Source organism: Maridesulfovibrio sp. FT414, from assembly GCF_050916235.1.
GTDB lineage: Bacteria > Desulfobacterota > Desulfovibrionia > Desulfovibrionales > Desulfovibrionaceae > Maridesulfovibrio.
This window is the reverse complement of sequence record NZ_CP104854.1, coordinates 2,019,218-2,043,787: the sequence shown is the minus strand read 5'-3', so window position 1 is coordinate 2,043,787 and position 24,570 is coordinate 2,019,218. Positions and strand designations below refer to the sequence as shown.

Annotated in this window: 15 protein-coding genes; 7 read left to right on the top strand and 8 right to left on the bottom strand. The window is 51.1% G+C overall.

Annotated features, from left to right (window positions below; translation table 11 throughout):
- Positions 1-28: 28 nt before the first annotated feature.
- Complete coding sequence (locus N7E73_RS09055) at positions 29-907, bottom strand: NAD(P)-dependent oxidoreductase (protein ID WP_432738738.1); 879 nt, start codon at positions 905-907, stop codon at positions 29-31.
- Positions 908-1,003: 96 nt separating this feature from the next.
- Complete coding sequence (locus tag N7E73_RS09050; protein ID WP_432738737.1) at positions 1,004-1,594, bottom strand: LysE family translocator; 591 nt, start codon at positions 1,592-1,594, stop codon at positions 1,004-1,006.
- A gap of 192 nt (positions 1,595-1,786) precedes the next feature.
- Here N7E73_RS09050 and N7E73_RS09045 point away from each other — a divergent pair, with 192 nt between their 5' ends.
- The 3 genes from N7E73_RS09045 to N7E73_RS09035 all read left to right on the top strand — a co-directional run bounded on the left by N7E73_RS09045 (position 1,787) and on the right by N7E73_RS09035 (position 7,465).
- Positions 1,787-3,151, top strand: a complete 1,365-nt coding sequence (locus N7E73_RS09045; protein WP_432738736.1) for a PLP-dependent aminotransferase family protein — start codon at positions 1,787-1,789, stop codon at positions 3,149-3,151.
- Positions 3,152-3,415: 264 nt separating this feature from the next.
- Positions 3,416-6,232 carry a DEAD/DEAH box helicase gene (locus N7E73_RS09040; RefSeq protein ID WP_432738854.1) on the top strand — a complete coding sequence of 939 codons (2,817 nt, stop codon included), beginning with the start codon at positions 3,416-3,418 and terminating at the stop codon, positions 6,230-6,232.
- A 114-nt stretch (positions 6,233-6,346) separates the two neighbouring features.
- Positions 6,347-7,465, top strand: a complete 1,119-nt coding sequence (locus N7E73_RS09035; RefSeq protein WP_432738735.1) for a hypothetical protein — start codon at positions 6,347-6,349, stop codon at positions 7,463-7,465.
- A gap of 3 nt (positions 7,466-7,468) precedes the next feature.
- Here N7E73_RS09035 and N7E73_RS09030 read toward each other — a convergent pair whose 3' ends face one another.
- From N7E73_RS09030 to N7E73_RS09010, 5 genes are all read right to left on the bottom strand, one after another.
- On the bottom strand, positions 7,469-8,257 hold the full coding sequence (locus N7E73_RS09030; RefSeq protein WP_432738734.1) for a tetratricopeptide repeat protein: 789 nt from the start codon (positions 8,255-8,257) through the stop codon (positions 7,469-7,471).
- Positions 8,257-10,710, bottom strand: coding sequence for a DNA gyrase subunit A (gene gyrA, locus N7E73_RS09025; protein ID WP_432738733.1), 2,454 nt, complete (start codon positions 10,708-10,710; stop codon positions 8,257-8,259). The genes N7E73_RS09030 and gyrA overlap by 1 nt, the downstream gene beginning before the upstream one ends.
- 292 nt (positions 10,711-11,002) lie before the next feature.
- Positions 11,003-13,393 (bottom strand): DNA topoisomerase (ATP-hydrolyzing) subunit B, encoded by a 2,391-nt coding sequence (gene gyrB, locus N7E73_RS09020; protein ID WP_432738732.1) that lies wholly within the window; start codon positions 13,391-13,393, stop codon positions 11,003-11,005.
- Complete coding sequence (gene dnaN / locus N7E73_RS09015; protein WP_432738731.1) at positions 13,393-14,556, bottom strand: DNA polymerase III subunit beta; 1,164 nt, start codon at positions 14,554-14,556, stop codon at positions 13,393-13,395. The genes gyrB and dnaN overlap by 1 nt, the downstream gene beginning before the upstream one ends.
- 134 nt (positions 14,557-14,690) lie before the next feature.
- Positions 14,691-15,968, bottom strand: coding sequence for a DnaA ATPase domain-containing protein (locus N7E73_RS09010; protein WP_432738730.1), 1,278 nt, complete (start codon positions 15,966-15,968; stop codon positions 14,691-14,693).
- Between the two features lie 363 nt (positions 15,969-16,331).
- Between N7E73_RS09010 and N7E73_RS09005 the strand changes: the two genes are divergently transcribed.
- Positions 16,332-17,507: a homocysteine biosynthesis protein gene (locus tag N7E73_RS09005; RefSeq protein WP_432738729.1), complete on the top strand. Its 1,176-nt coding sequence runs from the start codon at positions 16,332-16,334 to the stop codon at positions 17,505-17,507.
- A gap of 396 nt (positions 17,508-17,903) precedes the next feature.
- Positions 17,904-18,782: a DMT family transporter gene (locus tag N7E73_RS09000; RefSeq protein ID WP_432738728.1), complete on the top strand. Its 879-nt coding sequence runs from the start codon at positions 17,904-17,906 to the stop codon at positions 18,780-18,782.
- A 150-nt stretch (positions 18,783-18,932) separates the two neighbouring features.
- On the opposite strand, the gene N7E73_RS08995 is transcribed toward N7E73_RS09000, so the two are convergent.
- Entirely contained in the window at positions 18,933-21,626 is a 2,694-nt protein-coding gene (locus tag N7E73_RS08995) for a bifunctional acetate--CoA ligase family protein/GNAT family N-acetyltransferase (protein ID WP_432738727.1), read from the bottom strand.
- Positions 21,627-21,849: 223 nt separating this feature from the next.
- On the opposite strand from N7E73_RS08995, the gene acs reads away from it, so the two are divergent.
- Together acs and N7E73_RS08985 are read left to right on the top strand one after the other, a co-directional pair.
- Positions 21,850-23,826, top strand: coding sequence for an acetate--CoA ligase (gene acs / locus N7E73_RS08990; RefSeq protein WP_432738726.1), 1,977 nt, complete (start codon positions 21,850-21,852; stop codon positions 23,824-23,826).
- Positions 23,827-23,968: 142 nt separating this feature from the next.
- Positions 23,969-24,433 carry a pyridoxamine 5'-phosphate oxidase family protein gene (locus tag N7E73_RS08985; RefSeq protein ID WP_432738725.1) on the top strand — a complete coding sequence of 155 codons (465 nt, stop codon included), beginning with the start codon at positions 23,969-23,971 and terminating at the stop codon, positions 24,431-24,433.
- Positions 24,434-24,570: the final 137 nt, after the last annotated feature.

Sequence of the window (24,570 nt, the reverse complement as noted above, 5' to 3'; positions counted from 1 at the left end):
CTTTTTTTACAGACAAATAAACTCGGACTTATTTTCCGTTCATCTTCTCTAAAACCTTGTACAGAGCCTGAGTTCCAAGCTCTTCATAGCCGAGTGCCATTGCAGACACATAGAACTGGTTTGCAAGGGCCAGTCCGGGCAGGGACAGATTCATACGTTTTGCTTCATCAAGGGCTATGCCCATATCCTTCACAAAATGCTTGATGAAAAAGCCCGGATTGAAATCTCCATCGGCAATACGACGACCTAGGTTGTTGATGGACCACGAACCGGCAGCACCGGACCCGATCACGTCAATAACTTCATTGAGATCCATGCCGGCCTTGTAGGAATAAAGCAGAGACTCAACCACGCCGATCATGGTTCCGGCAATCAGGATCTGGTTGCACATCTTGGTGTGCTGACCGGAACCTGCCTTGCCCATAAGGCGGATGTTGCTGCCCATGACTTCGAAGAGATCCTTGACCGTATCAAATTCTTTCTGCTCGCCACCGACCATGATCGCCAGAGTAGCATTGCGGGCACCGAGGTCTCCACCGGAAACCGGGGCATCAAGCGCACCAACTCCCTTAGCGGCCGCGGCTTCGGCAATACGCTTGGCAAGGGCAGGCTCGGAAGTGGTCATATCCACGATGATCTTGCCGGGAGCGGCATTGGCAAGCACACCGTTCTCACCGAGTATTGTCTCTTCTACATCTTTGGGATAGCCGACAATGGTAAAGATAACATCGGCATTTTTGGCAACTTCAGCCGGGGAATCACACCAGATTGCTCCCTCTGATACCAGAGCATCAGCCTTGGATTTGGTGCGGTTATATACAAATGCCTCGTTTCCGGCCTTCATCAGGTGCATGCACATTGATCCACCCATTACACCTGTTCCTATCCAGCCTATTTTCCTGCTCATCTTTTATATCCTCATTTAACTTTTTTCCTGATTATCGGCAGAAGCTGTTTCTTAACATGGCGGACCATGAAAGGTAAACGAAACATCCTGCATCAGCTACTTATAGAGAGCATATACTGTAGCTCCGACCATCAGCACTACCATGGATGTATTGACGGCGTAGCGCAACTTCGGAGTGCGCAGCAGCTTCAGCATTGACTCACCGGCGTAACACCACATGGAATGGAAGAATGCAGCGCAGCAGGTAAACGTAGCCACGAAAATGAAAATCTCCATGAAACGCGGAGCCTGCGGGTCAGCAAACTGGGCAAAGGCAGATACAGTCATGGCATAGTGCTTGGGATTCAGCGGATGCAGTATCAGTCCTTCGTAAAACCTGAATGATTTACGAGAACTCTTGACGTCTCCGCTCATGCCCATGACCTTCCATGCAAGGTACAGGATATAAAGCATACCCAGAACCTTCAGCACCGATGCAGCCTGCGGTGAAGCCAGAAACAGCTCCGCCAGCCCCAGAACAACCAGTATGTCCATTATCGAGCCCCCGACAACAATGCCGGAGACGAAAGGAATGGAACGCTTGAACCCTACGGCCTGTCCCAGAGCCATCGAAGCAAGGTTTCCCGGTCCGGGTGTCCCGCACATGACAATTACAAACACCAGAAATGGCCAAAAATTTTCCTGCATTATATGATCCTCCTTATATACATCACGGGGTTGTATGATGCCTCCGCCTGCTCTGCGAGGCTGTTTTTGATGCGCTACGCGCTTTTGACAATCTGTTTTAGCCGCCAGCGGCCAAACACATTGTATGTATACAGTTGTTAATTTGTACTGATATTCTTGACATTGTATGCAGTCAATGTAATTATTGTGTGCATGACAAAATGGATACCTGAATTAAAAGAAAGCAGCAGGCCTAAGTTCAAGCGGCTGGCTGATGCCATAGAGTGCGATGTCTATTCCGGAAGGCTCAAACCCGGAGAGAAACTTCCCACTCACCGGGAACTGGCAGATGATCTGCAGATGAATGTCAGCACCGTGACCCGCGGATATGCTGAAGCGGAAAAAAGAGGACTGGTCTGCGGAACAGTAGGACGTGGAACATTCATTGCCCCCGATGCTGTAACAAGCTCTTCCATGTTTTCGTTCGAACCGCATGTACCGGGAATGATTGAGCTGGGGCTGGTCAATACCTTCTATGATCTTGATCCTGATATGCAGGATGCGATGAAACGCCTCACAAGACGGCGCAATCTGAATGCCTTTCTCCGTTACACAGACCCTCAAGGACTGCCGGAACACCGTGAAACTGGCGCGGAGTGGTTCAGATGCTACAATATGGAAGTATCCCCGGATGATGTGCTGATCTGTTCCGGAGCGCAGCATGCCATTACCTGCTGCCTGAGTTCACTTTTCCGGGCAGGTGATCGCATTGCCACCGACGCCCTTACCTATCCGGGCATGAAAACGCTCGCCTCCATGCTTGGGATAAGGCTTGTCCCCGTGCAGATGGACGATAAAGGCATGATTCCGCAGGTTCTGGATACTGTCTGCCGCAGGGAAAAAATCAGCGGCATATACCTGATGCCTGAAGTCCAGAACCCGACCACAGCCTGCATGGATCTGCAGCGGAGACAGCAGATAGCTGAAACGGCACGCCTCCACAACCTGACCATAATTGAGGATGACGCCTATGCCCTGACAGTTGAAAGCAGCCTTCCACCTGTTTCATCCTTTGCACCGGATCAAAGCGTGCTGATCGCCGGAGTTTCCAAGATAATCGCAGTCGGGCTGCGGGTGGCATTCATGTCCGCACGCGGGGATATGCACGAAAAACTGGCCCATGCCATTCTCAACTCCGTATGGATGACCCCGCCTCTGAACGCTGAACTTATCTGCCAGTGGATAAAGGATGGCACTGCTGAAAAAACCATGCGCATGAAACGACAGGCTGCGCATGAACGCTTTGAAGCTGTGCGCGACTACACCGATGAAATGGAGCTGGTCGGCAATCCTTCCGGTTTCTTTCTATGGCTCAAGCTGCCAGACCCGTGGCGCGGATTCATGCTGGAAAGCAGGGCGCGAGAGGCTGGCCTCAATATTTTTGCCGCAGAAAAATTCGCCGTGGGTGACAGACCTGTCCCCCCCATGATCCGCCTGTCCTTAAGTGGACCAAAAGATATTGCAGAACTGCGGAAGGGAATGGAAATTCTGACAAGCATAATCAGGAATGGAAAGTAGTCTGTGTTGGTATCAAGGTATGCTACCGGATGGCCGCCATCTCTAAGACTCGTGGAAAAACCGCTCGCGTAAGAATCAGTAGCGACAGCTTATTAAAAGGTTTTGAGGGGGAGTCCATAGGGGGAGGCATCCCCGAAAAAACTTGACGAATCAGCATTCCGGTATGACTCTGTTTACCTGAAACAAACAGCATAAACAGGGCCGACATTGAAATATACAGATAACGTTCAGGAATACATTGATTCCCTTCTTTCTTCACCGGTCATGGGTGATCAGGTTGTACACCACCGTGTAATTGACGGGCATGACGCTTCATTCGGTGAACCTCGCCGAAAATTTTCGCCTTCCATCAATGCCGTGCTCGGATTCAGGAATATTGAGCAGCTTTATTCGCATCAGGCCGAGGCAACAGATTATGCCCGTGCCGGTCGCAATGTGGTGGTTGCAACTCCTACTGCCAGCGGCAAGACACTCACCTACAACCTGCCGGTACTTGAACAGTGCCTGCGCGATCCTGATGCGCATGCCCTGTACCTTTTCCCGCTCAAGGCCCTTGCCCAGGACCAGCTAAAGACCTTCAACGAAATGGCCGCACTCATGCCGGAAAACGTGCGCCCGGAGGCCGCCATCTATGACGGGGATACCAGCCCCTACAGACGCAAGAAAATCCGTGATACCCCGCCTGCCGTAATCCTGACCAACCCGGAAATGCTCCACCTGTCCATACTTCCATACCATGAGAAATGGGCGCCTTTCCTTGCCGGACTGACCCACATCGTAGTTGATGAGGTCCATACCTACCGAGGGGTAATGGGCTCGCACATGGCCATGGTATTCCGCCGGCTGCTGCGCATCTGCCGATTCTACGGGGCAAACCCTTCCTTTGTTTTTTCGTCGGCAACAGTCGGCAACCCCTCCGACCTTTGCCGGGACCTGACCGGCCTTGATGTAAGTGAAATCACCGAGAGCGGCGCGGCTTCAGGAAAGCGCAACTACATTTTTTTCAACCCGGTTACATCGCCCTACAGCGCGGCAATCCAGCTGCTTAAGGCCGGGCTGGCCAGAGGTCTGCGGACAATAGTCTACACCCAGTCGCGCAAGATGACCGAACTGATTGCCATGTGGGTTAACGAGAAGGCCGGACAGTACAAGGACCGTATAAGTGCATACCGGGCCGGATTCCTGCCTGAAGAACGTCGTGAGATAGAACAGAAGATGTCTTCCGGGGAACTGCTGGCGGTTATTTCGACCAGTGCGCTTGAGCTGGGCATAGACATCGGAGGGCTCGACCTGTGCATTCTGGTCGGCTACCCCGGATCGGTCATGGCCACCTTGCAACGCGGAGGAAGGGTAGGACGCAGCCAGCGTGAATCCGCCGTAATTCTTGTGGGTCAGGAGGATGCTCTTGACCAGTATTTCATGCGCCACCCGGACGATTTCTTCTCCCGCCCGCCGGAAAACGCCGTTCTTAACCCTTACAATCCGGTGATAATGGAAAGGCATCTGGTCTGCGCTGCCGCAGAACTGACCCTGCGCGATGACGATTATCTGCTCAAAGAAACGGAAATCAAAAAAAGGGTCGAGCAGCTTGAAAAAGAGGGCACTCTGCTGCGCAACCGGCGTGGAGATGAAATATACTCCACAAGAAAACGCCCCCACCGGGAAGTATCCCTGCGCGGTGCCGGGGCAACCATGCACATTGAAGACACTGCCGACGGATCGGCCATAGGTACCATTGATGAAGTGCGGGCCTATTCCGAGGCCCATGAAGGAGCTGTCTACATCCACAGGGGTGCTACCTACTGCATCAAGGAGCTGGACCTTGCCACCAAAAAGGTCCGTGCGGCAAAGGAAAGGGTCGGTTACTACACCCGCGCCAGAAAAAACAAATCTACTGAAATACTTGAAGTATATTCCCAGAAAAAGGTGTTCGGAACAGTCATGCGTTTCGGCAGGCTCAAAGTAACCGAGCAGGTCACCGGATACGAAAAAAGAGCGGTCAAAGGCGGAAAGCTGCTGGGCATTGTTCCGCTGGACATGCCTCCTGTTGTTTTCGAAACACAGGGACTGTGGATGGAAATATCCCCAGACATCAAACGCAAGGCCGAAGAGGATTTCATCCATTTCATGGGCGGAATCCATGCCGTGGAACATGCTGCAATCGGTATCCTGCCGCTGCTTGTGCTCACAGATCGTAATGATCTTGGCGGTATTTCAACTCCCATGCATGAGCAGGTCGACGGTCCGGCAGTCTTCATCTACGACGGCATTCCCGGAGGGGCCGGGCTGACCATGCAGGCTTTCAAACAGGCTGAAGAACTTCTTGAACGGACCCTGCAGATCATCTTAGACTGTGAATGCGAACTGGGCTGCCCGACCTGTGTGCATTCCCCCAAATGCGGATCCGGAAACCGGCCCATAGACAAGGCTGCGGCCATTTTCGTCCTTGAACATATGGTAAATGGAAAAGCACCTGAAAAAATAGAGGATCTGTCCATGGTACTTGTACCCTTCGGCGAAGATGTGAAAGAGGAAAGAAAAAAGGCCCCGGAATCATTCGGTGTCCTTGATGTTGAAACCAGACGTTCCGCACAGGAAGTCGGCGGCTGGAACAAGGCCGAGCGCATGGGCATATCCATTGCCGTGCTCTACGATTCCACGGAAGATAAATTTTTTGAATATGAGGAAGAACAGATCCCGGAAATGATGGAACGGGCACAGAAGCTCGACCTGATCATCGGCTTCAACATCGAGGGATTCGACTACAAGGTCCTTTCAGGCATTCACGCTTTCAACTACAAATCCCTGCCTACCCTCGACCTGCTGAAGAAGGTTTACGAACGCCTTGGCTACCGCATCAAGCTGGATAACATCGCTCAGGCCACCGTGGACGCGGCCAAAAGCGCAGACGGACTTCAGGCACTGGAATGGTGGAAAGAGGGACGGCTGGACCTCATCACCGAATATTGCATGCAGGATGTTGCCGTGACCCGTGATGTGTATCTCTTCGGGCGTGAAAACGGGTATGTGTTGTTCACCAACAAGGAAAAGAAAAGAGTGCGCCTTCCTGTGGACTGGTAGACAAAGGATCTGCTGTGGATCACCGGAGTAAATAAAGACCAGGGCTTATTTGTATCCGCAAGACTCGCTCCTATCTGTCAGTTGCTTTATGGAATTTCAACAACCCGGGCAAAAATGCTGGAGACCAAAGTGGACAATATTTCTCTACTGAATGACCGTTACAAACTTGAGTCGCTTGGAATTCTGCCGGACTACTGCCTGCAGGAAATATTCAGCCGCGAATTCAGCAATGCCGATACCGCAAAGATTGCCATTCTCCTCTCTGAACCTGCACGTGAAAAACTGTTTGCCAATCTGAACATGGTCCGCTCGGAAAAAATTGCGGCCATGATCGATAAATTTGAATCCGGCGCTCTTGAACTAAATTACGAGAGTTTCGAAAATACCTGTGAACACCTTATGGACCGAGTGCAGGAGCTCAAGGACAACGGGACAATCAGGATACCGGAGACCGGCATAGAGGACTCTTTCCTGAGCCTTGATACTGACCTGCAGGCCTGTTCGGACTCGCTGCCTAACTTCAATCTGCACCACATGGACCTTCACGACCTTATTTCATGGTGGGATCTTGCGGCAAAGAAGATGAGATCTGTTTTCGGAAAAAAGGCGCAGGTGGAAAATATCATTATGGAAAGGCTTTCAGATGACTACAGCCTGGAAATATTTGCACAATCCATTGACGATATAAGTGATAACAAATTGCTACAGTCCGGAAATGAGCTGATAGCCTCATTCTCCAGCCAATACAGTGCCAGACTTGATATGATAGAGTCATTTCTGCTGGCCGTTGCCACCAAACGCAGTATCAGGCAGCTGGCAGAAGACCTCGCCATCCATTTCCCTAAAAACGCTGATATAAAAGATACCATGACCAGACTCGGCCCGCTGCTGCTTATCCCGTCACTGAAAGAAACCCTGCCGTTAGAGGATGTTGCCATGAGTCTGTATAAACTCAAGCACATATATGATGAGCAGGGGGCAGAGGAAATGCTCAAGTTCACAGGCAGGACTGAAGACCACTTTTTCCGCCGTGGACTTGCGGTTGTCCTTTCAGGAATGGATTTGAATTACTCCAGACGCATTATCAATGAACGAAAAAAAGCCCAGCTTGATGAAACCGTTATCAAACTGAAAATGGTCCTTGATGCGGTCACATGCATCAGGAACAAGGTCAGCGGCTACATCATGCTGGAGCTTATGAGTTCTTATACTGTCTATGATTTCGAGGAATAATCCCTAATACTTCTCTTTCAGATAATCCAACTTGAACCTTACTGCGTAAGGATTCGGATAGGTATCCACAACCGTTTCAAGCAGTTCTGCGGCACGCTGATATTCGTGACGGTTTTCATATATATCAGCAAGCATGAAGGCGGCTTCGGCGTGTATATCTTCAGGCACACCTTCCATACTTATAAGCTTTTCAAGCTCTGATTCAGCGCGTTCATAAGCCTGTATAAGGGTCAGGGTATGGGACATTTCATACAGGGCACGGGCCTTTGTTTTTGGATCAGCCGTGCTGGACGCTATGTCTCCGTATGTATAAATAGCCAGATCATAATTGCGCAGCTTGCGGAATGTTTCGGCCAGCACGAAGCGTGTCGAATCCAGCTGTTCCTGCGGCTGATCTGGAAATTCAAGACTCTTTTCAAGAGCTTCCACCGCAGTCTTGTACTCATTGCTGCGGATATACATCTCGGCAAGCTGTCGTTTCAGACCGGAAGCCAGATCCTTGCGATGCCCGAACTCCAGATACATAGCCTCAAGTATGGAGGCTCCCCTTTCACTGTCATGACGAACCTCGGACGCAATCTTGACCAGATAATTCCAGGCCTCAAAACGGTATTTTCCCTGCGGGTTATCCTGCAGGTATCGTTCAAATCCCTTCTCGGAATCACCGTAATATCCGTTGATAAAATTCGTACGGGCCTTTTCTATGACCTCGGGAATCCCTTCAGCGGGTTTCTCACACCCCTGCACCAGCAGGAGCAGGGATGTGAGAATTATTACTAAACATCTTTTCATTATTCGATTTCTTCGCCTTCGAATTCCGAACCGCCTTCGTCTCCGGCATCCTGGACAAGGTCAAAGCCTACGGCGAAATCACCGTCGTCCATACGCACAAGCCTTACGCCCTGTGTTGCGCGACCCACAAGGGAAACGTCCTTGACGCCCATGCGAATGATCTTGTTACCGGAGGTGAGAAGTACCACTTCATCCTCAGGGGAAACCATGATCGCTCCAAGAACCTTTCCGGTCTTGGCGGTAACGCGCATGCTGATGATACCCTTTCCACCTCTGGTCTGCAGACGGTGCTGGTCAATTTCGGTACGCTTACCGTAACCGCCCTGGGAAACGGTGAAGAGCTGAACCCTTTCAGGATCGCCGGTGACAACACCGGATACAACCTCGTCACCGGGACGCAGGGCAATGCCCTTTACGCCGCTGGCAACACGACCCATGGGTCTTGCATCATGGCAGCTGAAGCGGATTGATGTTCCGTCCTTGGTGACCAGAACCGCTTCTGAATCGGCCTGAACTTCCTGAACGGTAATCAGCTGGTCGTCATCCCTCATGGCGACCGCACGTATGCCGGACTGGCGGCAGTTGCGGTAAAGGGCGATGCTGGACCGTTTGATCATGCCGTTCTTGGTTACGAACAGGAAGAAGCGTTCCTCTTCGAACTCGCGCATAGTCATTGCCGTGGCGATTGTCTCGTCCTTTTCAAGCGGCAGCAGGTTGGCGATATGCGCGCCGCGGGCTATGCGGCTTGCCTCCGGAACCTGATGCACCTTGATCTTGAACATCTTGCCCTTGGAGGTGAACAGCAGCAGGAACTGGTGGTTCGTGGTGGTCAGGAAGGTCCGGATAAAGTCTCCGTCCTTGGTCTGAACACCCGCAATACCCTTACCACCGCGCTTCTGCTTCTGATAGTTTGAAAGCGGGGTACGCTTGATATAGCCGCGTCTGGACAGGGTGATTACCGCATCTTCATCAGGAATCAGGTCCTCGATATCGATATCATCGGGGTTCTGGTCCATAAGCACGGTTTTGCGCGGGGTGGAATAGTTCTCCTTGATTTCGGCCAGTTCGTCACGGATGACGCCTTTCAGCACTTCCTCATTAGCCAGAATTGAATTGAAGTATTCGATCTTCTTCAGAATCTCTGCGTACTCTTCAAGCAGTTTTTCGTGCTCAAGGTTGGTCAGCCGCTGCAGTCTCATATCGAGAATGGCCTGAGCCTGAACCTTTGAGAGTTCGAATCGTTCCATCAGCGCGATTCTGGCATCATCACCGCTTCTTGAAGCGCGGATGATCCTGACCACTTCGTCGATGTTGTCCAGCGCGATGCGCAGACCTTCGAGAATATGAGCCCGCTTTTCACACTTATCAAGATCGAAACGGGTACGCCTGATAATGACCTCACGGCGATGCTCAAGGAATGCACTCAAAACCTGCTTCAGGTTCATCAGCATGGGACGGTTGCCGGAAACGGCCATCATGTTGATGCCGAAGCTGCTCTCAAGCTGGGTGAACTTGTACAGGGAGTTAATGATGATGTCCGCAATGGCCCCTTTCTTGAGGTCGATGACGATGCGGATACCCTTACGGTCGGATTCGTCGCGCAGATCGGAGACACCCTCAATCTTTCCTTCGCCTACAAGCTGGGCAATCTTTTCAACAAGGTTGGACTTGTTCAGGGCGTACGGAATTTCGGTGATGACGATGGACTGGCGCCCGGTCTTGGACTCCTCCACATGCAGCACACCGCGGATCTTGATGGAGCCACGGCCTGTTTCGTATGCCTCCCTCAGTCCCTGTCCGCCGAAGCAGAGTGCCCCGGTGGGGAAGTCAGGTCCCTTAATGAAGTCCGTCAGGTCCGCAATCTCGCAATCGGGGTTATCCAGCAGGTGGGCTGTACCATCGATGAGTTCGCCGAGGTTGTGAGGCGGAATGTTGGTGGCCATACCGACCGCAATACCGGAAGTACCGTTCAGCAGCAGGTTCGGAACCTTGGTGGGCAGAACAGACGGTTCCTGCAGAGAGTTGTCGTAGTTGTCCCTGAAGTCGACGGTCTTCTTTTCAAGGTCGGCCAGAAACTCGGAACTCAGCTTGGACATTCTTGCTTCGGTGTAACGCATGGCCGCTGCGGCGTCGCCGTCAATGGAACCGAAGTTACCCTGACCGTCAACGAGCGGATCGCGCATGGAAAATTCCTGCGCCATACGTACCAAGGCATCGTAAACAGCAGAGTCACCGTGAGGGTGATATTTACCGATTACGTCACCGACAACACGGGCTGATTTCTTGTACGCACGGTTGTAGCTGTTGCCCAGCTCGTGCATGGCGTACAGAATACGCCTGTGTACAGGCTTCAGGCCATCCCTTACATCAGGAATGGCTCGGCCTATGATAACACTCAGAGAATACTCCAAGTATGATTTCTTAAGTTCTTCTTCAATAGTAATCTGAGACACTATTTTTTCTCCGTTTTATATGCCTTCGGAGGCTTTGCCTTCGGCGACCCTGCCGGGGGCCTTAAACCCTTTTGCAAAAGGGTTTAAGAATCCCAAAACCTTTTAATAGTTTTTACTGGTTACGGGCTTTTTTAAACATCCCTCGAAAAACCAGCAAAAAAACTGCACTTACGCGATGATCATAAATTCAATGATACACAGAGCGAAGCCCGTTAAAAGATTTTGAAGGGATGGGGTCCGGGGAAGGGAAACTTTTGTAAAAGTTTCCCTTCCCCGGCCGCCGGAGGCCCCATTAAATATCAAGTTCCTGAACAGCCAGGGCGTTCTTTTCAATGAACTCGCGACGCGGTTCAACATTATCACCCATGAGATCTTCGAAAATGTCGTTTGCTGCGGTGGCGTCTTCAATGGTCACCTGCAGCATAGTCCTCTTTTCCGGATCCATGGTCGTTTCCCAGAGCTGTTCGGGGTTCATTTCACCGAGACCCTTATAGCGCTGCAGGTTGATGCCCTTGTAGGCCTCTTCCATTACGCCTTCCAGCAGATGGAATATTCCGCTGACGGTGGTGGACTGCTCGCCGCGTACGATGGTGAATTCGGTGCCGGAGCACTGGTCCACGATCTTGCGGTTACGGTCGAAGGTGTACCTGAACAGCTTGGAGTTGAAGAACTCAACACCGAGTCTGGTGCGGTGCCCGTTCTCGTTCTCAAATATAACGTATACGCGCTCTTCGCCTTCATCGTCCTCACGTTCAATAATGACCTTGAAGCCTTTGTTCTGCATGGCTTCAACGAAAAACTGCGGATCAGTGTCGGCAAAATGCTCGGGAGTCATCTTCTGATCAAGGCCAACCAGTGAAGCGAACAGGACATCGGAAATACCCATGTTGACTGCTTCGCCGATCTTGCCCTTGATGAAGCGGATATCGTCGAGCAGCTCGATCAGATACTGCTGGTGGTACTCGTTGCCACCTGCTCCCTTGATGGTAATATCCCCGGAAACCTTCTCGATCAGCAGAGAATAAAGCTCGGAATCGTCCTTGATGAACTTTTCGTACTTGCCCTTGGCGATGCGGTAAAGAGGCGGCTGGGCGATGTACAGGTGACCGCGCTGGATCAGTTCCTCGTACTGCCTGAAGAAGAAGGTCAGCAGCAGGGTACGGATGTGAGAACCATCGACGTCTGCGTCAGTCATGATGACGACCTTGTGGTAGCGCAGCTTGTCGAAATCTTTCTCGCCTTCCTCCTGACCGATGCCTATACCCATGGCGGTAATCAGCGCACGGATTTCCTTATTGGCCAGCATCTTGTCAAAGCGGGTCTTCTCGACGTTGAGAATCTTACCGCGCAGGGGCAGAATGGCCTGATGCTTGGGGTTACGGCCCTGTTTTGCGGAACCGCCCGCAGAGTCACCCTCAACAATGAACAGTTCGCTTTCAGCCGGGTCCTTGGACTGGCAGTCTGCAAGCTTGCCGGGCAGTGAATGGTCGGAAAGCGCACCCTTGCGGCGGACGAGATCGCGCGCCCTGCGGGCAGCGTCCCTTGCCCTTGCGGCATCGACAACCTTTTCCACAATGGCTTTTGCGTCCTTGGGGTTCTCCTGAAAATATGATGAAAGCTTGTCGTAAACCATACCGGAAACAATGCCGACCATTTCGGAGTTCCCGAGCTTGGTCTTGGTCTGTCCCTCGAACTGCGGATCAGGCAGCTTGACGCTGATGACCGCGGTAAGACCTTCACGCACATCATCACCGGTAAGCTTCTGCTTGAGCTTCTTGGGAAGATCCGAGTTCTGGATGTAGGTGTTGATGGCACGGGTAAGGGCACCCTTGAAACCGGCCAGGTGTGTTCCACCCTCGACAGTACGGATGTTGTTGGCAAAGGTATGGGTGTTTTCCTTGTAACCGGTGTTGTACTGCACAGCCAGTTCGGTAATGACGTTGTCGGTCTCGGACTCGGCATAGATGATCTCGCTGACCGTGGTCTGGCCCTTGCTCAGGTCTTCGACAAACGAAACAATGCCGCCATGGGCAACAAAATTGACTTTCTCGTTGGTACGCTCGTCAATGAATTCCAGCTCAAGTCCCTTGTTCAGGTAGGCAAGTTCACGAAAACGCTTCTTGAGGATGTCGAATTCGAACTGGTTGGTCTCGAAAATCTCCTCGTCAGGACGGAAACGGATGGTTGTACCTGTGGTAACTGCATCACCAATACACTCCACAGGGCCCTGAGGCACCCCTCTCTCGTAAGTTTGACGATAAATCTTACCCTGCCTGCGGACAGTGGCCTCAAGATGCTCAGAGAGGGCGTTTACGCATGAAACGCCAACACCGTGCAGACCGCCGGAAACCTTATAGGCGTCGTTGTCGAACTTACCTCCGGCATGGAGCACGGTCATGACGATTTCAAGGGCCGGTTTCTTTTCCTTGGGGTGGATGTCTACCGGAATACCGCGGCCGTTGTCGGACACGGTAATGGAGTTGTCCATGTGCAGTGTAATCTTGATCTTGGAGCAGTACCCGCCCATGGCTTCGTCGATGGAGTTATCCACAACCTCGTAGACAAGGTGGTGAAGCCCCCTGATATCGGTGGAGCCGATGTACATGGCGGGTCTTTTTCTGACCGCGGCCAGACCCTCAAGGACAGTAATTGAATCCGCGGTATATTCTTGATTCTGGGCCATTAAACGTCTTCCTCGCTGTAGTAGGTCTCTTCCTGAACCTTCATGGGCATGACGATTACGAGATATTCGTTGTCGTCGTCACCGGTAACGCCGCAGGGGGCTTCTGTTCCGGTCAGGGTAAAGCTGATGTTGCCGGACTGGAAATGTCCGAGGATCTCGATGAGGTTTCTGGTCGGGAAAGCTATGCGCTCCATTTCACCGGAAAACTGGATTTCCATGGACTCGGTAGCGGTACCCACTTCCTGCCCCTGGGAGAACAGAACCAGTTCACCGGGGTTGAAAAGGAAAGAAGCACAGCGGTTGGAGTCTGTGTTGAATATGGAGATACGGTCCAGAGCATTGGAAAGCTCGGACTTGTTGACCTTCATACGCGAAACATCGTCATCATTGAGTTTGGACAGAAAGTTCTTGTAGTTGGGGTACTGGTAGTAACTCAGCGGCAGGCTGAAGTTTTCCTTTCCGTCGGCAGTCTTGAAGAACAGCCTTTTTTCACTGAGGCTCATTTCGATTTCATCTGCAGTCAGCCACTTCTTGAGTTCTGCAAGGTACTTCTTCTGGATGAGAATACCTTCCTCGGGAAGAATGGCGTGAATGTCGTCGTTGATGAACTTGAGGCGTGCGAACTGGTGTCCGTTTAAACCGCAGGCTTCAACATAACTGCCGCTTTCATCGGAAGCAGGTACGATGTTCATGCAGGCAATCGCCTCCATGCTGTCCTCGTCACTGATGCAGAAGGCGATTCTTTCAATGAGCTCAAGGAGAAAATCACCGGACCAGAACACTGCTCCCTCGGAAGGGAAATCGGAAAACTTCTGGAACCAGGTGGGATCGTTCACCGGCAGCTTGTACTTTCTTGAGCCCTGCTCCACCAGAACGGAAGAACCGTCACTTTCACTCTTGATGGTCAGCTCACCGGAAGGAAGCTTGCGCACAAGATCATAAAAGGCGCGACCCTGTACTCCTGCAAGGCCCTCTTCCATAATCACGGCCGGGTATGTTCCGCAGAATTCCAGATTGGAATCAGTGGACATTATGCGCAGGCTGCCAGACTCACTCTTCAGCCAGATGGTGCGCAGGTAGGCAGCTCCTGTTTTGGCGGGAATGATGCTGGCAGACTTCTGCAGCCCTTCAATGATTTCGTCCCTGTTCACCTTTAAATACATATATATTCTCCTTGTTATTTTATTAAGTCCGGTTCCTATGTTTCTTAGTTAGATAACTATATGAAATAAAAAAACTTTTTATGCACAATTCGTGTGTTTATTAAGTGACATTCCTACACGGTTCATGAACATTTTCAGTTTGATACACGCAGGAGACACTTATTCTTCAAGTCTATCAACACCCTTTTCAAAACTTTATCATCTCTCTGTAATTCTTGTATTTTTTTGACTGAATAAAGAACTGTAGAGTGGTCTTTTCCTCCGAATGTCCTTCCAAGTGCCGGGTATGAAATGCCAAGAAGTTCCCGGCACAGGTACATGGCGATCTGCCTTGCGTGGGCGATCATCTTGTGCCTTTTGCTACCCGTAAGGTCGGACGGTTTAAGGTTGAAATGGGTTGCCACAGACTCGATGACGTATTCGGTGGTCAGTGTCTCATCCGCTTTCTCTTCTGTGTTGCTTAAAATATGTTCAAAATCCCGGTCATCCATGTTTTTGCGTACAAGTTCGCGGAATGCCGAAAGTTTGATGATGATACCCTGAAGGTATCGGAAGTCCTGAAAACGCTGGGAAAGGGTCAGGATCTGATCCTTGCTCAGCGGGAGTTTTTTCAGCTTGCACTGTCTTTGAACATAGCTGGCCCTGATTTCCAGATCCGGACGTTTGAGGGTGACGATCAGTCCCCATTCAAGGCGCGATTTCAGGTTCTTGTCCAGAAAGTCGTACGAGGCCAGCTTGTCGGTGCAGCTGAAGACCATCTGCTTACCGTTCTCGTAGAAGTTGTTGAAGATGGAGATAAGCTCCTGCTGCAGGTGTTCGTATTTTCCAATCTGCTTGAGGTCGTCGAGAAAGAAGTACTCGTAATCGAAGAAGTGGCTTCTGGCGCGCATGGCATCATTTCCGAAGCGTACGGAATAGATGTTCTGCACATCGTCGACATTGCCCAGGAAAATCTTTTCCCGGTCCACCTTCTTGCTTATCTCGTTGGCAATGGCCTTGAGCAGATGGGATTTGCCGGAGCCGCTTTTTCCACAGATCACGAACGGGTTGAATGAGACATTATCAACTCTGGTTACTTCCTTGGCCGAGGCAAGAGGAAAATAGTTCTTTTTGCTGATCAGGAAGTTTTCAAAGGTGAAGTTGTGCCCGAAGGGAAAGTCGATCTTCTTGGCACTGCTGACCTGACCGCCGGCGGCAGGTACCGCTGTGCCGTTGTTGGAATAGGAAACAGTGAATCCGCTACCGAGAAACAGGCCTAGCTGCTCCTCGAAGCGGTCCTGGATACTGGATCTGAACCATTGACCGAAAAAGGCATGCGGAAATGTTACGACAACGTCTCCGGTTTCATTTGAAACATCGATGCTGATAGGGTCGAACCAGCGGACAAGTTCCGCCTCTGAGCAGGAATTCAACAGGTGATTTCTGAGTGCTTCTTTCACGTGAATAATTATTTTTTTGCGGGTGTTTTAAGTGTCTGAAATAATAGATAAAAAATCACAATAAAATGAGATTAAGTTTTGCCCCCGCGACCACAGGTTCTTATACATTAAAATATAGTTCAAGCCAAGCCGGATTAGCCCTCTAAAACGTTTTTACCCTTAAAAACAATTCCTACCCTTCCGGAAAAATAAAATTGCAATATGGACCCATTTGAGCCACAATCCTTGTTCGTCCTGCAGGCCGTTGCACCCTGCTGCCTTTATGCATTCTGCATCATGATTTTCAAGTCGCCTGCAAACATGTGAGTTAACCAAATTCCAAACGGAGTCCTAAGAATGGCCACTACCTTTGAAGTCAACAAGACAATTAAAGAAATCAACGAACGAATCAAAAAAGGTAAGGCTGTTGTCGTCAACGCTGAGGAAATGGTCGAAATCGTCCGTTCCAAAGGCAAGGTTGAAGCAGCCAAAGAGATAGATGTTGTCACCACCGGGACCTTCTCTCCCATGTGCTCTTCCGGCATGCTGTTCAATATCGGGCAGGTTCCGCCCCTGATGAAGACTTCACAGGTCTGGCTGAACAATGTTCCCTGCTATGCCGGTCTGGCTGCTGTGGACTCCTATATCGGTGTTACCGAGCCTTCAGAGGATGATCCTTTGAATAAGGTTCATCCCGGTCGTTTCGCATACGGAGGAGGCCATGTAATCGAGGACCTCATCGCCGGAAAGACCGTACGCCTGAAAGCCAAGGCCTATGGAACCGACTGCTATCCGCGCCGCGAGATCGAAAAGGATGTCTCCCTGAAGGATCTCAAAGACGTAACCATGATTAACCCGCGCAACTGCTACCAGAACTACAACTGCGCGGTAAACATGACCAGCAGGACCATTTATACCTACATGGGGCCGCTCAAACCCAACCAGCGCAACGCCAACTTTGCAACTGCCGGACAGCTTTCACCACTTTTCAACGATCCGTATCTGAAGACCATCGGTCTGGGCACACGCATATTCCTCGGCGGAGCGAAAGGATACGTGATCGGTGCAGGAACACAGCATAACAAGGCCCCGCAACGCAATGAGCGCGGCATACCTCTGACCCCATCCGGAACCCTCATGCTCAAGAGCAGCAAGGTTGCAGATATGGATCCGCGTTACTTCCGCGGCCTGAGCTTCCCCGGATACGGTTGTACCGCCGCAGTCGGTGTCGGTATCCCCATTCCTATCCTCAACGAGGAAATGGCCTGGTTTACCGGTGTAAGCGATGCGGACATCCAGATGCCGGTCAAGGATTACGGGTACGACTATCCCAACGGTGTAGGCCAGATTCTGGCCCATGTGACGATGGAGGAGCTCAAGTCCGGGTCCATCAACCTTAACGGAAAGGAAATTCCGACCGTTCCCCTGACAAGCCATGTGATTTCTCTTGAAATCGCCGACAAGCTCAAGTCATGGATAGAGAATGGAGAATTCCTGCTTACCGAACCTGTTGAGGAAATCGAGTCCGAATAATTTGTCTGGATTTTAGCCCGAAAGGATGCCTCCGGCGGCTTAAAACCTTTTGCAAAAGGGTTTAAGAATCCCAAAAACTTTTAACGGGTTTCGCTACGGGTATTGACAAATTGTTATAGGGCAAAAGAACGAAGATAATAAAGTTAATCCGGCAGAAGTATAATCCTTCTGCCGGATTTTTTTCGCTTGACTGCGGCAATGGCTTGCAGTCATTCTCCTTTACTTGCATCTGCTGCAAAAACGTCTTTTTTTTCAAAAATATACCTGAATACTAACCGGGAATACCAACGGCTTGTTCCATTGGTTGTCGGATGCCATTTGCGGTCATCAAGGGTGTTGAAACTAAACAGCTTGAAAGTGACACATGGCTACAACAGGCCCGCAGGAGGCAAAGATATGAACACCAGAAGTTTCAAAGCCGATATTCTGCTGATGATTACCGCCATTATCTGGGGAGCTGCCTTTGTCGCCCAGCGGGTTGGTATGGATTATATGGGACCGCTGACTTTCAACGCGGTCCGTTTCGCGCTTGGTACTATTGCGCTTCTTCCCCTGATCATGCGTATTGACCGGGATAAGAAACGTGACGGCACCTATCAGGAGGTGGACTTCCCAAGTTTCATCAAGGGGAGCCTGCTTGCCGGCGGTGCATTGTTCATGGGTGCCACTCTTCAGCAGTGGGGACTTGTTTATACTACAGCCGGAAATGCCGGCTTCATTACCGGACTGTATGTTGTTTTCGTGCCCATATTCGGGCTTTTCTTCCGGCAGAAAACAGGATTACCGACATGGATAGGAGCGGTTCTGGCCGTAATCGGCATGTATCTTCTGTCCGTAAACGAGAGCTTCCATATTGAAAAAGGTGACCTGCTTGTTCTCTGCAGTGCGTTTTTCTGGGCAGGACATGTAATAGTAATTTCCCTTCTGGCCACCAAGGTTGACCCTGTAAAATTCGCCAGCGGACAGTTTGCGGCCTGCTCCGTGTTCAGTTTCATCGGGGCATTTATTTTCGAAGATGTGACTGTTTCCGGTATTGCAGGCGGGATAATTCCCATCCTTTACGGCGGACTTATGTCGGTAGGTGTTGCCTACACCCTGCAGGTTGTAGCGCAGCAGGATGCCAAGCCGGCCCATGCGGCCATTATTCTTAGCCTTGAGTCTGTTTTTGCCGCCATTGCAGGCTGGCTGCTGCTTGGCGAAATGCTTTCAATGCAGGGAGTAATCGGTTGCGGACTCATGCTTTGTGGAATGCTTATTTCACAAGTTAAGTCGTAATTAAAATAGTTAATCCGGTTAAGCCGGAAATAGAACCAAGGGATGGTTTCCGTTTCAGGCTGCTGCATTCTATATAGGCTATGAAAAAACTCCCGCAATACCACTTGAGTATTGCGGGAGTTTCTACTTTTCTGATCTTTAATTGCGTACTTATTTTTTAGAGCAATCCAGGCGCATTTCAACAAGGTCTTCTTCGTAATTTTCGCTTATTTCAAATCCGAATTTCTTTGAAAGTCCCTGCATGGCCTTGTTTTCGAACAGGGTCTGGCCAACCAGCCAGTGTGTTCCACGCTCTTTGGTGTAGCGGATAATCTTATGGAAAAGCATGGACCCAAGTCCTGTTCCTTTGAGGTCAGAGCGGATAACAATGGCGAACTCAGCTTCTGAATTGTCCGGCTTGGTGGATGTGCGCACAACGCCGAGAGTTTCAGGCTTGCCGTGCTCACCTGTGGCTGTGGCGATGAAGGCCATTTCCCGGTCGTAGTTTATCTGGGTGAAGCGGGACATGTCTTTGTGATCAAAGTCCCTGCGCACCACGCCGAAGAAGCGCATGCGCATGTCTTCGTCAGAAACTTTGCTGAGGAATTCGTAATGTGCTGGTTCGTCTTCTGGGCGTATGGGGCGCAGGGTGATATGACGCCCATCCTTGAGGACAACGCATTCTTCAAGTTCTCGCGGATACGGCCTTATAGCGAGCTGAGGACAGTTGGTGTTGCACTCCGCTACCGTTATCTTGGCACCAAGGGCCAGAACGCCGGTGTCGTCGACGTAGAGCGGGTTGATGTCCAGGTGAACTATTTGCGGAATATCGATAAAGAGCTGCGAAACCTGAATAAGGGTCAGGCAGAGGTCATCAATATCGGCCGGGGGCTGGGTTGGAGTTCCGGAAAGAAGTCTCGATATTCTGGTTCTGCTGATCAGTTCGCGGGCAAGGCTCATGTTGAGTGGGACCATGGCGATGGCCTGATCGCGGACCACCTCGCGGGTCATGCCGCCGTGTCCGAAATGGATGATGGGCCCGAAGGTTGTGTCAGCGGATGCGGAAATGAAAAGCTCATGAGCTCCGAGCCTGCGCCCCATTTTCTGGACCGTGAAGCCTTCGATATAGGCGTCCGGGCGCTGCCGGTTGACTCTGGTGAGCATGGTTGCCGCTGCTTCCCAGACTTTTTCAGGACTTTCAAGGTCGAGCACAACCCCGCCGACATCATAAGGCTGGCTGATCTGCGGAGAGCGGATTTTCAGGGCTACAGGACATCCGATTTCGTCCGCTGCAATTACAGCTTCGCGGGCCGAGAGGGCGACACGAGTGTCCACAACCGGCAAACCATAGGCGGCCAGCACCTTTCTGGCTTCAGGCTCGGTGAGCAGTTCGCGCCCCTGTGAAATGGCTTTGTAGATGGTTTCGCGGGCAGTTGTGGTATCCGGGAAGAAGTCGGTTGGCAGAGAGTCCGGGGTTTCTGTGAGCAGTTCCTGGTTGCGCTGGTATTCGGCCATGTACATAAAGGCCCGTACCGCCTGGTCCGCACTTACATATGTAGGAATTCCGGCATGGGAAAAGACCCTGCGGGACTTGCGGGACATGTCTGAACCTAGCCATGATGTCAGCACCATTCGCCTGATCCGTTTAATCCCTTTTGCAAGAACATCGGCAACCTCAAGGCTGGAAATTCCGGCAAAAGGAACATGTACCACCAGCACCGCATCCACATCCTTGTCCTTGATGAGTACCTTGAGTGCGTCGAGATACTTCTGACCTTGCGTGTTGTATCGTATGGTTACAGGGTTGGATTTGCTCCAGTGCCCGTCAAATATTTCATCCAGCCCGGCGATGGTTTCATCCGAAAGGTTTGAAAGTGTTCCGCCGCGCCGAATAAGCCCGTCTGCAGCGGTAAGCCCGGCGCTTGCTCCGTTGACTATAATGGCAAGTCTGTTGCCGCGTACCGGCTGGCGCAGGCTGGCAAGGGTCTGTGCTGCGTCGAAAAGTCCGTCTATGGTCTGCACGCGCAGCATTCCGGCCCTGCGGAAAGCTACGTCGTACACTTCGTCTGTGCGCGCAGTCATGGGGTTGCCGAGCTTTGAAAGCTCACGGGTTACATGCTGCAGTGACTGCCCCGGACGTATGGCCAGAACAGGTTTGTTGCGTGAGGCAGCACGTGCTGCGGACATGAATTCACGGGCATCGTTGATGGCTTCGATATAAAGCAGGATGGAGCGGGTCTGGGCATCGGAACCGAGATAGTCGAGCACATCCGCAAAAGTAAGGTCAATGCGGCTGCCGAGTGAAATAACATGTGAAAAGCCGATGTCATTGGTGGCCGCCCAGTCCAGAACAGTGGGTATGAAGCTGTCCGATTGTGAAACAAAGGCTATCTTACCAGGTTTTGCGGGCAGTGGAGCAAGGCTGGCATTGAGGTTCATGAACGGAACAATGAATCCGAGGCTTTTGGGCCCCAGTATTCGCATGTTCGGAGACTTGGCCGCGCGCAGAAGTTCACTGCGGAGCTTCTTGCGTTCATCGTCAGGCATTGAGCTGAAGCCGGGGCCTACCAGTGCGGAAGCTTTAACCCCGATTTCTCTAAGTCTTGCGAGCAGTTCAGGGCATTCCTGAAGCGGACGGCATATTACGGCAAGGTCAGGTACTTTTGGCAGATCTCCAACGTCCTTGTAGGTAAGAACACCGGAGATGGCTTCGGCATCCGTACTTACAGGCATCACCGGGCCGAGAAAACCTCCGCCCATGAGATTGCGCATCAGAATGTGTCCCGGATCGGACGGATCATTGGTTGCACCGACAACGGCTATAGATCTCGGCTGAAAAAGATATTCCAGATTGGTAACGCTCATGAAGTCCTCGTTTTGATCGTTCAGACTGTATCCACTGACAGTTACCCTCATACCTGCTGATCGGCAGCCATATCAAGCAAAACCGGGATGGTATTTGTTTTTCCTTTGAAAAATTAAGAGAACAATCGATGCAGCAACCCTGTTCAAGGTGACGGAAACAGAGTATATGATTAACAGAAGTGCACAATATATTCAAAGAAACGGTGACCCGGAGCCAGTAAAAATGAGTGATAAAGCTATTGAAAGCCTGATGAATGAACAGCGGACTTTTGATCCGCCTGCAGGGATGCAGGGACAGGCTTTTGTTGATCAGGATAAATATGAGCAGGAAAGCAGAAAAGCCTCTGAAGATCCTGAAGGATTCTGGGCTGAGAGGGCCAGAGAGCTGCTGTCCTGGCAACGGGATTTCAACACCGTTCTTGAGAGCGATTCAGAAAAAAAAGAATATAAATGGTTTACCGGCGGGCGTATCAATGCCTCCTACAACTGCCTTGACCGCCATCTTGAAGCAGGAAGGCGGAACAAGGCCGCGCTGATCTGGCAGGGCGAACCCGAAAACGAAGTTGCTGTCTATACCTACCACATGCTGCACAGGGAAGTGTGCAGGTTTGCCAATGTCCTGAAAAAAATGGGCATAGGCAAAGGAGACCGCGTCGCCCTGTATCTGCCGATGGTTCCTGAACTGGTAATATCCATGCTGGCTTGTGCCCGCATCGGTGCTGTACATTCTGTAGTTTTTGCCGGTTTTTCAGCTGTAAGCCTGCAGAACAGAATTCTTGATTGCGATGCAAAGGTCCTTGTAACCGCAGACGGTGTCCTGCGCGGAGGCAAGGTTATCCCTTTGAAGCGCAATGCTGACGAGGCCCTTTTTGAGTGTCCTTCGGTTGAACAGGTCATAGTGGTCCGGCGTACCGGAACAGAGATAGAATTTTTTGAAGGACGCGATACCTGGTGGCATGAAGCCGTTACAGCTTCCGACATAGAGGACTATTGCAAGCCCGCACAATTGAAATCAGAAGATCCTCTTTTCATACTCTATACTTCCGGGAGTACCGGCAAGCCCAAGGGTGTTGTCCACACGGTCGGCGGGTACATGACCATTACCGCCCACACTTCAAAGTGGGTGTTCGATCTAAAGGACGACGATGTTCACTGGTGCACCGCCGATCTGGGCTGGATTACCGGACACAGTTATACTGTCTACGGGCCGCTTGCTCTTGGGGCGACAACTCTTCTTTATGAAGGAGTCCCGACCTATCCGAGACCCGATCGCTATTGGGAAATAATCACCCGCTACGGAGTGAGTGTTTTCTATACGGCTCCTACAGCAATAAGGGCGCTTATGCGTGAAGGCACGCAGTGGACTTCCAAGTTCGGTATGCCGTCACTGCGCATTCTTGGAACAGTTGGTGAGCCCATCAACCCGGAAGTATGGATGTGGTTTCATGAGCATGTTGGCAAGGGCAGGCTGCCGCTGCTGGATACCTGGTGGCAGACTGAGACAGGTGGAATCCTTATTTCCCCCCTGCCTTATGCCGGCAGGCTCAAACCCGGCTCCACTTCAAGGCCGCTTCCCGGCATAAATGCCGCAGTTGTTCGCAGCGACGGATCGCCTGCGGACGTGAATGAGGGCGGGCATCTGGTCATAAAGGATCCGTGGCCGGGAATTGTACAGTCCATCCATAATGATCCGGACCGTTACCGCCGTACCTATTTCGAACGTTTCCCCGGCATGTACGAGACTGGTGACGGCGCTCGTGTAGACAGCGATGGTTTTTTCTGGATTATGGGAAGACTGGATGATGTTATCAATGTTTCCGGTCATAGGCTGGGAACAGCGGAAATAGAGTCTGCCCTTGTGGCGCATCCTGATGTGACTGAAGCTGCTGTTGTCGGCATACCGCACGAGGTAAAGGGTCAGTCCATTTACGCCTATGTCACTTTGCGTCCGGGTATGGATGAGGATGACGAGACCCGCGAATCCTTGCGTGAATGGGTAGGCAGGGAAATCGGTCCTCTTGCTGTACCGGAGGCGATTCAGTTTTCAGAAGGTCTGCCCAAGACAAGGTCCGGGAAGATAATGCGCCGAATTTTGCGGCGTATTGCCACGGGTGAAGGGGATTTCGGGGATACCTCAACGCTTTCAGATGCTTCTGTCATCAATGACCTGATTGAAGGTCAGAGGGAGCTTTTCGACTGATGAGCGCTGATATGCTGTAGATCCCCTGGAATGGATTTGCTTAGGGCCAGAGAAACTTTATCCAATGGTTTCTCTGGCTTTTTTGTTATAAATAAAACACAGGCCTGTTGATTATCAATCCAGCCACTGTTCAGGAGGATGTATGGTTGATCGTGAGAGCAGAATCAATGAGTGTATGGAATTTTTGCGCAGCAGCAACATGCTGGTCATGGCAACTCAGGGAGCTGATGGTCCGTATACCTCGCTGATGGCCTATTGCTGCAGTGATGACGGCATGGAAGTCTATATGATTACCCGCAGGGACAGCACGAAGTGGGCGAATCTTATTAATAATCCGCAGGTAAGCCTGCTTGTTGATGACCGTGATGTAAAGCTTGAAAATGATCGTGAGAACATAAAGGCACTGACTGTAACCGGTGTGTTTGCTGAAGTATCTGAACGCGAAGACGAAGAGGAAATGGTTAAATGCCTTGCTGAAGCTGTTCCTTCGGTTGCTTCGTTGTTTTCTGGTCCTGAATGTTCCGTAATTCGGATTAAGGTTTTGTCTTTTCTTTTGCTTGATGGCCCTGATAGTGCATTTTATTCCGGCATAATCCGGACATCGTAAGTTTCACTTTCAGCGTTGTTCCCTGTTTCTTAGAACTGTTGGCAGGTTTAAGAATATACGGCTGTTTACTAAGCTTCCTTGGGACTACGGCGGCGGAATCAGATATCACAAACATAAAGCGCATCTGGACTAGCCGC